This is a genomic window from Kluyvera sichuanensis, assembly GCF_040930405.1.
GTDB lineage: Bacteria > Pseudomonadota > Gammaproteobacteria > Enterobacterales > Enterobacteriaceae > Kluyvera > Kluyvera sichuanensis.
The window spans coordinates 1779609-1792910 of record NZ_CP162271.1 but is presented as its reverse complement, the minus strand read 5'-3'; the positions used below and the strand labels follow the sequence as shown (position 1 = coordinate 1792910).

The 13302-nt window shown below is 57.3% G+C and carries 8 protein-coding genes; 7 read left to right on the top strand and 1 reads right to left on the bottom strand.

What is annotated here, in order from left to right:
• The 7 genes from AB2B48_RS08870 (at nt 1) to AB2B48_RS08840 (ending at nt 11223) form a co-directional block, all read left to right on the top strand.
• Complete coding sequence (locus tag AB2B48_RS08870; protein WP_368301560.1) at nt 1-2664, top strand: family 78 glycoside hydrolase catalytic domain; 2664 nt, start codon at nt 1-3, stop codon at nt 2662-2664.
• Nucleotides 2665-2804: 140 nt separating this feature from the next.
• Nucleotides 2805-3956 carry a flagellar biosynthesis protein FlhB gene (gene flhB / locus AB2B48_RS08865; protein ID WP_185667557.1) on the top strand — a complete coding sequence of 384 codons (1152 nt, stop codon included), beginning with the start codon at nt 2805-2807 and terminating at the stop codon, nt 3954-3956.
• Nucleotides 3949-6030, top strand: a complete 2082-nt coding sequence (flhA, locus tag AB2B48_RS08860; protein WP_368301559.1) for a flagellar biosynthesis protein FlhA — start codon at nt 3949-3951, stop codon at nt 6028-6030. The genes flhB and flhA overlap by 8 nt, the downstream gene beginning before the upstream one ends.
• The gene (locus AB2B48_RS08855) at nt 6030-6422 is read left to right on the top strand and encodes a flagellar protein FlhE (RefSeq protein ID WP_368301558.1); all 393 of its coding nucleotides are present in this window, start codon (nt 6030-6032) and stop codon (nt 6420-6422) included. The genes flhA and AB2B48_RS08855 overlap by 1 nt, the downstream gene beginning before the upstream one ends.
• Before the next feature lie 270 nt (nt 6423-6692).
• The gene (locus AB2B48_RS08850; RefSeq protein WP_185667560.1) at nt 6693-8279 is read left to right on the top strand and encodes an MFS transporter; all 1587 of its coding nucleotides are present in this window, start codon (nt 6693-6695) and stop codon (nt 8277-8279) included.
• A gap of 4 nt (nt 8280-8283) precedes the next feature.
• Entirely contained in the window at nt 8284-9423 is a 1140-nt protein-coding gene (locus AB2B48_RS08845) for a glycoside hydrolase family 88/105 protein (RefSeq protein WP_368301557.1), read from the top strand.
• Between the two features lie 231 nt (nt 9424-9654).
• Entirely contained in the window at nt 9655-11223 is a 1569-nt protein-coding gene (locus tag AB2B48_RS08840) for an MFS transporter (protein ID WP_368301556.1), read from the top strand.
• A gap of 22 nt (nt 11224-11245) precedes the next feature.
• Here the strand turns inward: AB2B48_RS08840 and mrdA are convergent, their stop codons facing one another.
• A complete protein-coding gene (gene mrdA, locus AB2B48_RS08835; RefSeq protein WP_368301555.1) occupies nt 11246-13117 on the bottom strand; it encodes a penicillin-binding protein 2 in 1872 nt (623 codons plus the stop codon).
• Nucleotides 13118-13302 lie beyond the last annotated feature (185 nt).

Here is a 13302-nt window from a genome sequence, read left to right as displayed (position 1 = left end):
ATGTTGGCAGTAGAGAACGTTACGCTTAACTATGAACGCGCGCTGGCGGGTTGTGAGACGCTCCCGGTATTCGGTTGGAGCATCAGCAGCAGCTTACGCAATGTCGTGCAGCGGAGTTGGCGGCTGCAGTTGGCGACATCGGCCAGTTTTGATGACCCTTGCTATGACAGCGGCGACATCCACGATGACCGCTCGAATAACGTGGAGCTGACTGCGTTTACCTGCACGCACTCCACCCGCTACTACGTGCGGGTTCGCATCACCGACAATCACGGCCAAAGCAGCGACTGGAGCCCGGCATCCTCGTTTATCACCGGCCTGCCTGCCAGAGCGTGGCAGGGCGAATTTATCTCAGCGGAGACGCCGCAGGATAAAGCCGAGTCGAAAGGGACGTTGCTGCGTCAGGCGTTCACCCTGCCGCAGGGGGCTGATATTGTTTCGGCGGTGGTCCATGCCAGCGCGCTGGGGCTTTATCAGCTGTGGCTTAACGGGGAAAAGGTCGGCTGCGATGAGCTGGCACCGGGCTGGACCAGCTACCACCACCACCTGCTGTACCAGACCTGGGACGTGACCGAACGGCTACGAGAAGGCGCGAATGCCATCGGGGCAATGGTGGGGGCGGGCTGGTACAAAGGGGATATGAGCTTTAACCGTTACCGCAACTACTACGGTGAACAGACCGGATTTATCTGCCATCTGGTGGTGACGCTGCGCGACGGTAGTCAGCAGGTTATAGCCAGCGACGGACGCTGGCTAGGCAGCGACTCGGCAATTCTGTTCTCGGAAATCTATGATGGTGAAATCTACGATGCCCGGCTCGAACAGCGCGGCTGGTGCGAACCCGGCTTTGCAGCGCAGGGTTGGCGCGCGGTGAACGTGCTGACCGCCGACCGTGCGGTGCTGCAGCCGCAAACAGCCTGCCCGGTGCAAGAGATTGAACGCCTGACGCCGCGTGCGCTGTTCACGACGCCGAAAGGCGAGACGGTGCTCGATTTTGGGCAGAACCTTAGCGGCTGGGTCGAGTTTTGCGTGCGTGGCGAAGCGGGCGACAACGTTTCGCTGCGCCATTTTGAGGTGCTGGACGCGGAGGGCAACGTCTATCTGGACAACCTGCGCACCGCCAAACAGCGCATTGACTACACGCTGCGCGGCGACGGTGAGGAACGTTATCACCCGCACTTTACCTTCCAGGGCTTCCGCTACGTGATGATTGAACGCTGGCCTGGGACGCCGACGCTGGATGATTTTACCGCCGTGGTACTGCATTCGGCGATGACCCCAACCGGCCATATTGAAACCTCTAACGCCGAACTGAATCAGCTTCATCACAATATTCTCTGGGGACTCAAAGGGAACTTTGTTGATATTCCCACCGACTGCCCGCAGCGCGATGAACGCCTTGGCTGGACCGGTGACGCGCAGATTTTCTGCCGTACCGCCAGCTATCTGATGCAGACGCACACCTTCTTTGCCAAGTGGCTGGAGGATCTTGCGCATGACCAGACGCCGGAAGGCGGCGTGCCGCACGTGATCCCCGACATTCTGACCGGCAAATGTGATAACGACCGTTTCCTGTCGCACGGTCGCACCCACTCGTCCGCTGCCTGGGCCGATGCGGCGGTGATCAACCCGTGGACGCTGTATCTGATGTATGGCGACACCCAGACGCTGGCGCGACAGTACCAGAGTATGAAGGCCTGGGTGGAGTTTATGCGGGCCAATGCGGTCGACAATATGTGGTCATGGAAGCTGCAGTTTGGCGACTGGGTGGCGCTGGATGCTCGCGAGGGTAGCTATTTTGGTGCGACGCCGAACGAACTGACCTGCATGGCCTATTACGCGCTGTCGACGCAGCTGCTGGCGAAGTCGGCGAAGGTGCTTGGCCATCTGGAAGATGCTGAACGTTACACGGCGCTGCATGCGTCGATCGTCGACAGCTTCCATCGCGAATTCTTTACGCCGAACGGCAGGCTGGCGGCGAGAACGCAAACGGCGCATATTCTGGCGCTCTACTTCCAGCTGGTGCCGGAGGCCTATCGCGAACGCACGGTGCAAACCCTGCTGACGCTGCTGGAGGAGCAGGGTGGGCATCTGGTGACCGGGTTCGTTGGCACGCCGTACTTCTGCCATGCCCTCAGTGAAAACGGTCAGGCCGATGCGGCGTGGCAGCTGCTGATGAAGGACGATTTCCCTTCCTGGCTGTATCAGGTGAAGGCCGGGGCGACCACTATCTGGGAGCACTGGGACGGCGTGAAGCCGGACGGCACCATGTGGAGCCCGGACATGAACTCGTTTAATCACTATGCCTACGGCGCCATCGGCGAATGGCTGTACCGGGCTGCGGCGGGGATCAACACCGAAGAAGAGGCGCCGGGCTTTAAACGTTCGGTGATACATCCGATTCCTGGCGGCAATCTCCAGTGGCTGAAAGCCCATTATGCTTCGGTTTATGGTGATATTGGCGTTAGCTGGGCGCTGGCCTCCGCGCAGGAGGGCCAGACGGTGACGCTGGAGGTGGAGATCCCGGCTAACACGCGCTCGACGCTGGTGCTCGACGGGGCGCATACGCTGCTGGAAACTGACGGTATCGACTTTGCCCCCTCATCGGCAGGCTATTGCGCCGAAGTGGGCTCAGGGCGTTATCGGGTTATTTTCCAGCGCTGACGGATTCATTACCACGGCGGCCTTTGCGCCGCCGTTTTAAATAAACGGCCGAACTCCTCCCTTTTCATTCCGTTATTCCCCGTATTGGCAACGTCTCACATCGAGATAATACTCGCGACCGTAATTGCGAGAGTGAAGCCGTGGCAGAAGAAAGCGACGACGACAAAACAGAAGACCCCACACCCCAACGACTTGAAAAAGCGCGTGAAGAGGGGCAAATCCCGCGATCCCGCGAGCTGACATCGGTGCTGATGCTGCTGGTGGGTGTTTGTGTGCTCTGGCTGGGCGGGGAGTCCCTTGCGCGTCGACTGGCAAACCTGCTCTCCGGCGGCCTGCGTTTTGACCACAGTATCGTTAACGATCCCAATTTAATTCTCGGGCAGATAATCATGCTGCTCAAAGAGGCCATGCTGGCGCTGCTGCCGCTGATTGTCGGCGTGGTGACGGTGGCGTTAGTGGCCCCGATGATGCTCGGCGGCCTGGTCTTCAGCACCAAATCCCTCGCCCTCAAACTCGACAAGCTCAATCCGCTGCCGGGGATTAAACGCATGTTCTCCGCCCAGACGGCGGCGGAACTGGCGAAAGCCATCATGAAAGCAGTGCTGATGGGGACCGTGGCAGGTTTCTTTATGTGGATGCACTGGCCGCAAATGATGCGACTGGTGAGTGAATCGCCGCTGTCGGCGATGGGCAACGCCCTCAATATGGTCGGGCTCTGTGCGCTGCTGGTGGCGCTGGGGATTATCCCGATGGTGGGGTTCGACGTCTTCTGGCAGATCCACAGCCATCTGAAAAAGCTGCGCATGTCGCGTCAGGATATCCGTGACGAATTTAAACAAAGCGAAGGCGACCCGCACGTGAAAGGGCGTATTCGCCAGATGCAGCGCGCGGCGGCGAGACGACGCATGATGGCGGACGTGCCAAAAGCGGACGTTATCGTCAATAACCCGACCCACTACTCGGTGGCGCTACAGTACGACGAAAACAAAATGAGCGCGCCGAAAGTGGTGGCGAAAGGCGCGGGGCTGGTGGCGCTGCGTATTCGTGAAATCGGCGAAGAGAATCGTATCCCGATGCTGGAGGCCCCGCCGCTGGCGCGTGCGCTCTATCGCCATGCGGATATCGGCCAGCAGATCCCCGGCCAGCTTTACGCGGCGGTGGCGGAAGTGCTGGCCTGGGTCTGGCAGCTTAAACGCTGGCGGCTCGCGGGCGGTCAACCGCCGAAAAAACCGGATAACTTACCGGTGCCAGAGGCACTGGATTTTTTGAACGAGAAGGACTCTGATGGCTAATCTTGTCGCAATGCTGCGCCTCCCCAGCAACCTGAAATCCACCCAGTGGCAGGTGCTTGCCGGGCCGGTGCTGATCCTGCTGATCCTGTCGATGATGGTGCTGCCGCTGCCGGCCTTCGTCCTCGATCTGCTTTTTACCTTTAACATTGCGCTGTCGATTATGGTGTTGCTGGTGGCGATGTTCACCCAGCGAACCCTGGAGTTTGCCGCGTTCCCGACCATCCTGCTGTTTACTACCTTACTGCGCCTGGCGCTGAACGTGGCCTCCACCCGTATTATTCTGATGGACGGGCATACCGGTGCGGCGGCGGCGGGTAAGGTGGTAGAAGCCTTCGGCCACTTCCTGGTGGGCGGTAACTTCGCCATCGGTATCGTGGTGTTTATCATCCTCGTTATCATCAACTTTATGGTTATCACCAAGGGGGCCGGGCGTATCGCGGAAGTGGGCGCGCGCTTCGTACTGGACGGGATGCCGGGCAAACAGATGGCGATTGATGCCGACCTGAACGCCGGGATCATCGGGGAAGATGAGGCGAAAAAGCGTCGCTCTGAAGTGACCCAGGAGGCGGACTTCTACGGTTCGATGGACGGTGCGAGCAAGTTCGTTCGCGGTGACGCCATCGCCGGTATTCTGATCATGGTCATCAACGTCATCGGTGGCCTGTTGGTCGGTGTATTGCAGCATGGGCTGGATCTCGGCAAAGCGGCGGAATCTTATACCCTGCTGACCATCGGTGACGGTCTGGTCGCACAGATCCCTGCGCTGGTTATCTCGACCGCGGCGGGCGTTATCGTCACGCGCGTCAGTACCGAGCAGGACGTGGGCGAGCAGATGGTCGGCCAGCTGTTCAGCAACCCGCGCGTGATGCTGTTGAGCGCCGGGGTGTTGGGTCTGCTGGGCCTGGTGCCGGGCATGCCAAACCTGGTGTTCTTACTGTTTACCGCTGCGCTGTTAGGGCTGGCCTGGTGGATCCGCGGTCGCGAAATGAAAGCGCCGGAACAGCCTCAGGTGGCTAAACCTCAGGAAACCAGCACTCAAGCCGTTGAGGCCACCTGGAGCGACGTACAGCTAGAAGATACCCTCGGCATGGAGGTGGGCTACCGGCTGATTCCGATGGTGGATTTCCAGCAGGACGGCGAACTGCTGGGGCGCATTCGCAGTATCCGTAAGAAATTCGCGCAGGAGATGGGCTTTTTGCCCCCGGTGGTGCACATCCGCGACAATATGGATCTCCCGCCTGCGCGCTACCGTATCCTGCTTAAAGGCGTTGAGATTGGCAGCGGCGAAGCCTATCCAGGGCGCTGGCTGGCGATTAACCCGGGCACGGCGGCGGGGACGCTGCCGGGTGAAGTCACCACCGACCCGGCCTTTGGTCTGGCGGCTATCTGGATCGAAAGCGCGCTGAAAGAGCAGGCGCAAATTCAGGGCTTCACGGTGGTGGAAGCCAGTACCGTGGTAGCGACCCATCTTAACCATCTGATTAGTCTCCATTCGTCTGAGCTGTTTGGTCGTCAGGAGGCGCAGCAATTGCTGGATCGCGTCTCGCAAGATATGCCGAAGCTGACCGAAGATCTGGTGCCGGGCGTGGTGACGCTGACTACGCTGCACAAAGTGCTGCAAAATCTGCTCGACGAAAAGGTGCCGATTCGCGATATGCGCACCATTCTGGAGACACTGGCGGAACACGCGCCGATTCAGACCGATCCGGGCGAGCTGACCTCGGTGGTGCGCGTGGCGCTGGGCCGGGCGATTACCCAGCGCTGGTTCCCGGGTAATGATGAAGTGCAGGTGATTGGCCTGGATACGCCGCTTGAGCGTCTGTTGCTGCAGGCGCTGCAGGGCGGCGGCGGGCTGGAGCCGGGACTGGCGGACCGTCTGCTGGCGCAAACTCAGGAGGCGCTGGCGCGTCAGGAGATGCTCGGTGCACCGCCGGTGCTGCTGGTGAACCATGCGCTGCGTCCGCTGCTGTCGCGCTTCCTGCGCCGCAGCCTGCCGCAGCTGGTGGTACTGTCGAATATGGAGCTGTCGGATAACCGCAATATCCGCATGACCGCGACCATTGGAGGTAAGTAATGCGCCGGTTGCTGCTATTACTCTTTCTGCCGATGCTGGCGCAGGCGGCAGGCGAGGGGGCCTGGCAGGCGAGCCATATGGGCATTACGCTGAACTATCGCGGCGTTGCTGCCTCGTCGGCACCGCTCGCCGCGACGTCACCCGTTCAGGGGGCCACCACGCTGGTGGCCTGGCGCTACGAGCTTAACGGCCCCACGCCTGCCGGGCTGCGCACTCGCTTGTGTTCGCTGACCCGCTGTACCGAGCTGGATGCCCAAAGTGGCACCACCATGGCGTTTAGCCAGGTGTCGGCATCAGAGCCTTTTCGTTTCATCTGGGAAATCCCCGGAGGTGGGCGATTAATTCCAGCATTGAAGGTGCAAAGCGTACAAATCATTGTTAACTACCGCTAACCGCCGCACAATTCACCAATCGCCACCCTAATCTGGTGGCGATGTCGCATTTCTGGTCCTTCCTTTTGATCGTAAAGAAACGTTGTTTTATAAATCAGTGACACATATGCCACGACTCTTTGCATTTTTGCCAATCCAGCCGTCGTGCTGGCAGAAATAGGAAGGTATCCCTCTACGCATACTTTTACTGTAGCCGTGTCAGTACTCCTTTTGGTGAAGCGATAGCGCGCCGAAGGAGTTCCAATAATAAAAGGCACAGGATTGACGGCAATGAATAGAACGCGAAAAATAGGATTGGTGAATTACTTCGCCTACGGTTCGGGCGATTTTCTCGGCGCAGGCACCACCGCGCTGACCGCCGCATGGCTCCTCTACTTCTACACCACCTTCTGTGGGCTCTCTCCCATCGAAGCGACCTTTATTTTTGCAACCGCCAGGGTTCTGGATGCGGTTGTCAGTCCGCTGATGGGCTTCTTAACCGATAACTTTGGCTCAACCTGGTTCGGTAAACGCTTCGGTCGTCGTAAATTCTTTATTCTGCTCGGTATTCCTTGCGTGTTCAGCTACTCCTTTATGTGGATAGGGGACATGGGCTTCTGGTACTACCTGGTGACCTACCTGATCTTTGATGTGGTTTACACCATGATTCTGGTGCCGTACGAAACGCTGGTGCCGGAAATGACCGACGATTTCAAGCAGAAGACCAAATTCTCCGGTGCGCGTATCGGTATGGCGCAGATGTCGGCAATTCTGGCTTCCTTCCTGCCGGGCATCCTGCTGACTCACTTTGGTAAAGACAACGCGGTCTCCTTCTTCTACGCCAGCCTCGTGTTCTCCGTGCTGTGCGCGCTGATGCTGACCTTTGTCTGGTTCTTCACCTGGGAACGTCCACGTGAAGAGTGGACGGCGGCGGCGCTGCAGGCTGAAGCCGAGAAGAAACATCTGACCTTCGGCCAGAGCATGAGCCGTCTGTTCATCGAACTCTCCTCAACGCTGCGCATTAAGATCTTCCGTCAGCATCTGGGGATGTACCTCGGTGGCTATATTGCTCAGGACGTGTTTAACGCCGTCTTCACCTACTATGTTGTGTTTGTGCTGATGCAGGAAGCCTCGGTGGCCTCTAACCTGCTGGGCACCATGGCTATCTTCCAGTTCATTGCTGTTATCGCCATGATCCCGCTGTGCATTCGCTTTGGACCGGCGCCGTCTTACCGCATGGTGGTCGTGCTGTTCGGCATCGGTTCGTTCTCCTACGCAGCGCTGTACTACGCAGGACTGAGCGATATCTACTCGCTGCTGCTGCTGATTTCCGCGGTGGCCGGTCTGGGCCGTGGCGGTATCAACTACGTACCGTGGAACACCTACACCTATATTGCTGACGTGGATGAAGTGATCACCGGCCAGCGCCGTGAAGGCATCTTCGCGGGCATTATGACCCTGACGCGTAAAGCCTCTCAGGCGGGTGCCGTGATGCTGGTGGGGATCATCATGCAGCTCTCCGGCTTTGTCTCCGGGCAGAAAACCCAGCCGCCTGAAGTGAGCCACACCATTCTGCTGATCCTCAGCATGGGGACCATCATCGTGCTGGCGCTGGGCTTCCTGGTCTCACTGCGCTTCAAGCTGAACCTGAAAACCCACGGTGTACTGCGTGAAGAAACCGCAAAAATGCGTGATTCCGGCCACGTGGTACCGGAAACCGTCACTGCCCAGGCGCGTGAAACCGTCGAAATGCTGGCGGGTATGCCGTACGAATCCCTGTGGGGCAACAACAATATTGGTTACCTGAATCGTAATAAACCTGCTGCACCTTCGCTGAAGCAGGCTGCAACATTGAATTCGACTTACAACAGAGGTTAAAGATATGAAAGTTTGGCCCGTCAAACATAGCCCATTATTACGTCAACCGGAGCGTTTTATCTCCCGGGAAGAGCTGAAAGCCTTGATTCAGACGGTGACGAACAATCTGGTGAATATCAAGGATGAGACTGGTCAATTTCTGCTGCGCCTGGACGATGGTCGCGTGATTGACACCAAAGGCTGGGCAGGTTGGGAGTGGACGCACGGTGTGGGTCTGTACGGTATCTATCAGTACTACCAGCAGACCGGCGACGTGGCGATGCGCGACATTATTGATAGCTGGTTCGCCGACCGCTTCGCTGAAGGCGCGACCACCAAAAACGTCAACACTATGGCCCCGTTCCTGACGCTGGCCTATCGCTATGAAGAGACGCACAACCCGGCGTATCTGCCGTGGCTGGAAACCTGGGCCGAGTGGGCGATGAACGAGATGCCGCGCACCGATCACGGCGGTATGCAGCACATCACGCTGGCGGAAGAGAACCATCAGCAGATGTGGGATGACACCCTGATGATGACCGTGCTGCCGCTGGCGAAAATCGGCAAGCTGCTGAATCGCCCGGACTACGTGGAAGAGGCGGTGTATCAGTTCCTGCTGCACGTGCAGAACCTGATGGACCGGGAAACCGGGCTGTGGTTCCACGGCTGGAACTACGAAGGAAACCACAACTTTGCCAATGCGCGCTGGGCGCGCGGCAATAGCTGGCTGACTATCGTGATTCCTGACTTCCTTGAGCTGGTGGATTTGCCGGAGAACAACGCGGTGCGTCGTTATCTGGTACAGGTGCTGAATGCGCAGATCGCCGCGCTGGCGAAATGCCAGGACGACAGCGGCCTGTGGCATACGCTGCTGGACGACCCGAACTCTTATCTGGAAGCGTCGGCGACCGCTGGTTTTGCCTACGGCATTCTGAAAGCGGTGCGTAAACGCTATGTTGGTCAGGAGTATGCCGACGTTGCGGAGAAAGCCATTAAGGGCATTGTGAAGCACGTTTCTCCAGAAGGGGAGTTACTGCAAACCTCCTTCGGTACCGGGATGGGTTCCAATCTCGATTTCTATCGTGAAATCCCGCTAACCTCCATGCCGTACGGCCAGGCCATGGCGATTCTGTGCCTGACGGAATATCTGCGTAAGTTCTTCTAAGCCTTAGCGCTTCAAAAACCCGGCTATGCAGATGGTCGGGTTTTTTATTGCCCTTTCCATCAAAAAAAGTTGTTATTTTTACTTTTGGTTATAAAAAAATTTTAACCAGATCGCATTCCTGGCGCATGGCTAATAGCCGCAATGACAATGGTGATATAGCTCACATTTCATCATTCACCATAAGAATATAAAAACAGTGTTTCAAAATAATAAAACACGAGGTTTAATTTTATGGCAAGAAATGCGGCTTCAGCCCCCCACGGGCTGCAGGGAAGACCTGTCAATCTGCGCCATCAACTGGCATACGGAGGCGGAAACCTTTTGGGGAGCGGCGCGCTGGCGATCAGCGGCGCGTGGCTTCTGTACTTCTATACCACATTCTGTGGTCTGACGCTGATTGAGGCGGCGTTCATTTTCTCCGTTGCAAGCGTCATTGACGCAATCAGTAACCCGCTGATGGGTTATCTCACCGATAATTTTGGTAAAACCGCGCTGGGCAAACGCTTTGGCCGCCGCCGTTTCTTCCTGCTTATCGGCATTCCACTGATGATGTTCTACCCGCTGCTGTGGGTAGAAGGGTTGAGCTTCTGGTACTACCTCGCCACCTACGTCATGTTCGAGATTATCTACACCTCGGTGATGGTGCCATACGAAACGCTGGCCACCGAGATGACCGACGATTTTGCGCTGCGCTCGAAGCTGACCGGCTATAAGGCGATTTTCGGTAAACTAGCTAACTTCCTCGCCGCGTTCATTCCTGGGCAGTTTATCCTGATTTACGGTAAAGATTCAGCGACGCCGTTCTTCCTGACCGGCCTGACCTACGGCGCGATCCTCATCGCGGCGGTAGCCTGCCTGTGGTACAACAGCTGGGAGCGTCCGCGCGAAGAGGAGCCGGAAGCTCAGGTCAAATCGACCCTGCTGCAAACGCTGCTGTCGCTGGCGAAAGATATGCGCTCCACCTTCTACCTGCGGGTATTCCGTAAGCACCTCGGCATGTACCTGTGCGGCTTTGGCGCCGAGTGGCTGTTCGCGTCAATCTTTACCTACTTTGTTATTTTCGTACTGCAGCATGACCCGGCGATGGTGGCGGGGCTGAACAGCCTGAACTCCATCCTGCAGCTGATTTCCACCGCGCTGTTTATCGGCCTGTGCGTGAAAAAAGGCTTCAGTAAGCCGTATATTATTGCGCTTTGCATCGTGATTTTCGCCGTATTCCTCTACACCTCACTGTGGTTCTTCCATCTGCCAGTGCATCTGGCGACCATTCTGATGTTCGGGATCACGATTATTTTCGGTCTGGGCACCGGCGGCGTGTACTACATTCCCTGGACGGTCTATACCTTCCTGGCCGACGTGGATGAAGTCTATACCGGTCGCCGCCGCGAGGGGATTTACGCCGGTGCGATGACCTTCTCCGGCAAAATCCTGCGCTCGATTATCGTCTTCGTGATGGGGGCTATTCTGAGCTACTACGGCTTCCAGTCTAAAGCGCACGTACAGCCGGAAAGCGCGGTGAACGCGATTGCGGTGGTGTTCTGCGGCGGTGTGGCGCTGTTGGCGCTGATGGCTATCGTCTTCAGTAAGCAGATGAAACTGGACCGCGAAACCCACAAAGTGGTGCTGCAAGAAGTGGCGCGTATTAAAGCGGGCGGCAAGCTGGAAGATATTACCCCTGAAGTGCGCGCGGTGGTGGAAGACCTGGTCGGTCATCGCTACGAAGAGTGCTGGGGCAATAGCCCGCTGTTCAAAAAAGATGAATCTCCGGTTGTGGTTGAGGCCGTATCCGCCGGGCGCTAATGCACCCGACGTTCACGTCAACTTACCCCTGGGGCGACGGCAGCTGCGCGTCGTCCTGGGGGACAAACAGATGGTCGAGGATCTGGCGCATCACTGGTGCCGCGACCACACCATCACTCCCCCCGTTTTCCAGCACCAGCGCAACCGCAACCTTCGGATTTTTATACGGCGCAAAAGCGGTATAGAAGATATGGTCACGCAGGCGCGTTGGGATCATTTTCGCGTTATAGGTTTGGTTCTCTTTCAGGCTGAACACCTGCGAGGTGCCGCTTTTCGCCGCGATACCGTAAGGCGCAGTATGGAAAAACTTATAGCCGGTGCCGTTTGGCGCGTTGGCCATACCGAACATCGCCTGGCGCACCAGGTTCCAGTATGGTGAGGCGGCACTGGCAATCTGCGGTTCATTAGCCGGTTGCCGGTACGGAATAACCGTCTTGCCGGACTCTTCATCTTTCAGCAGGTGTGGCGGGATCACACGGCCATTGTTGAGCAGGGCCACCATCGCTTTCACCATCTGAATTGGGGTAGCAATCCAGTAACCCTGGCCGATGCCGACGGAAATCGTGTCGCCCTGATACCAGGCTTTTTTGTGCACTTTCTCTTTCCAACCGCGGCTCGGCAGCAGGCCGGTGTACTCTTCGTCCAGATCGATCCCGGTTGGCTTGCCGTAGCCAAACTGGCTGAGCATATTATTGATGCGGTCGATGCCCATCATATAGGCCACCTGATAGAAGAAGGTGTCGGCGGACTCTTCAATCGCTTTGGTGACGTCCAGCATACCGTGGCCGGTTTTTTTCCAGTCGCGATAGTGGCGCTGGGTCCCCGGCAGCGTCCAGGTTGGCGCGCCAAAGAAGCTGGTTTGCGGAGTGATCACGCCGTCGAGCAGCGCCGACATCGCCATATAGGGCTTCACCGTGGAGGCGGGCGGATAGAGCCCCTGGGTGACGCGGTTAATCAGTGGTAGGTTCTTATCCTGCAGCAGCGAATTGTAATCTTTGTAGCTTATCCCTTTCACAAACGGGTTCGGGTCATAGCTGGGGTTTGAGACCATCGCCAGCACGGAACCATCGTGCGGGTCTTCTACCAGCACCGCCGCGCGCTGACCAACCAGCAGACTTTCAATGTATTCCTGTAGATGCAGATCCAGCGTCAGGTGAATGTCTTTACCCGCCACCGGCGGCACGTCTTTTAGCAGACGGACGATGCGCCCGTGGTTATCGACTTCCACTTCCTGGTAGCCGGTTTTGCCGTGCAGTTCATTTTCGTAGTAGCGCTCGATACCCTGTTTGCCGATGTTATGGTCGGCGGCATAGTTTTCCGCAATGCCTTCTTTATCCAGCGTTTTCAGATCGCTATCGTTGATTTTCGACACGTAGCCCAGCACGTGCGCCAGCTCGGCACCGTAGGGATACTGGCGGTCTTCATAGCTGTCGATCGTCACGCCGCTAAAGCGGAACTGGTTCACGGAAAAACGGGCGATTTCGACGTCGGAGAGGGCGCTCTTTAAGACCACAGGGCGGTAGCGGCTGCTGGACTTAAGCGCTTTATGGAACTGGTCAATATCGTCAGGCGTCAGGTCAACGAGCGGCGTCAGTTCGCGCAGTAGCGCGTTCATGTCGTCGATTTTGTAAGGCGTAACGGAGATATCGTACCAGGTGACGTTCTTCACCAGCGGAATGCCATTGCGGTCATAGATAATGCCGCGGGTCGGCGCGACCGGCAGCATCTTGATGTCGTTGGCATCAGAACGTGTGGCGTAGTAGCTGTGTTCGTCAATCTGCAGATGGTAGAGATTGAAAATCAGTATGCCAAAGCAGACCACCACCAGGCCAAAGGCCACGATCGCGCGGCGCATGAAGAGCTTTCGCTCCGCTTCATAGTCTCTAAAAGTCATTACGGTACCCAGTGTTTAAGCCGCCTAATCATACGGAGCGGTCACTGGCATGACAGACAAAAAATGTACCATCCCTATAGGGAAATGTGTCATTCCTTGTGTTTTGTAACAAATTGCGGGGATTTAGCCTGTAGCCCGGCCAGGCAGAGCGCCGCCGGGAAATGCGCGATATAAAAAACCCGCGA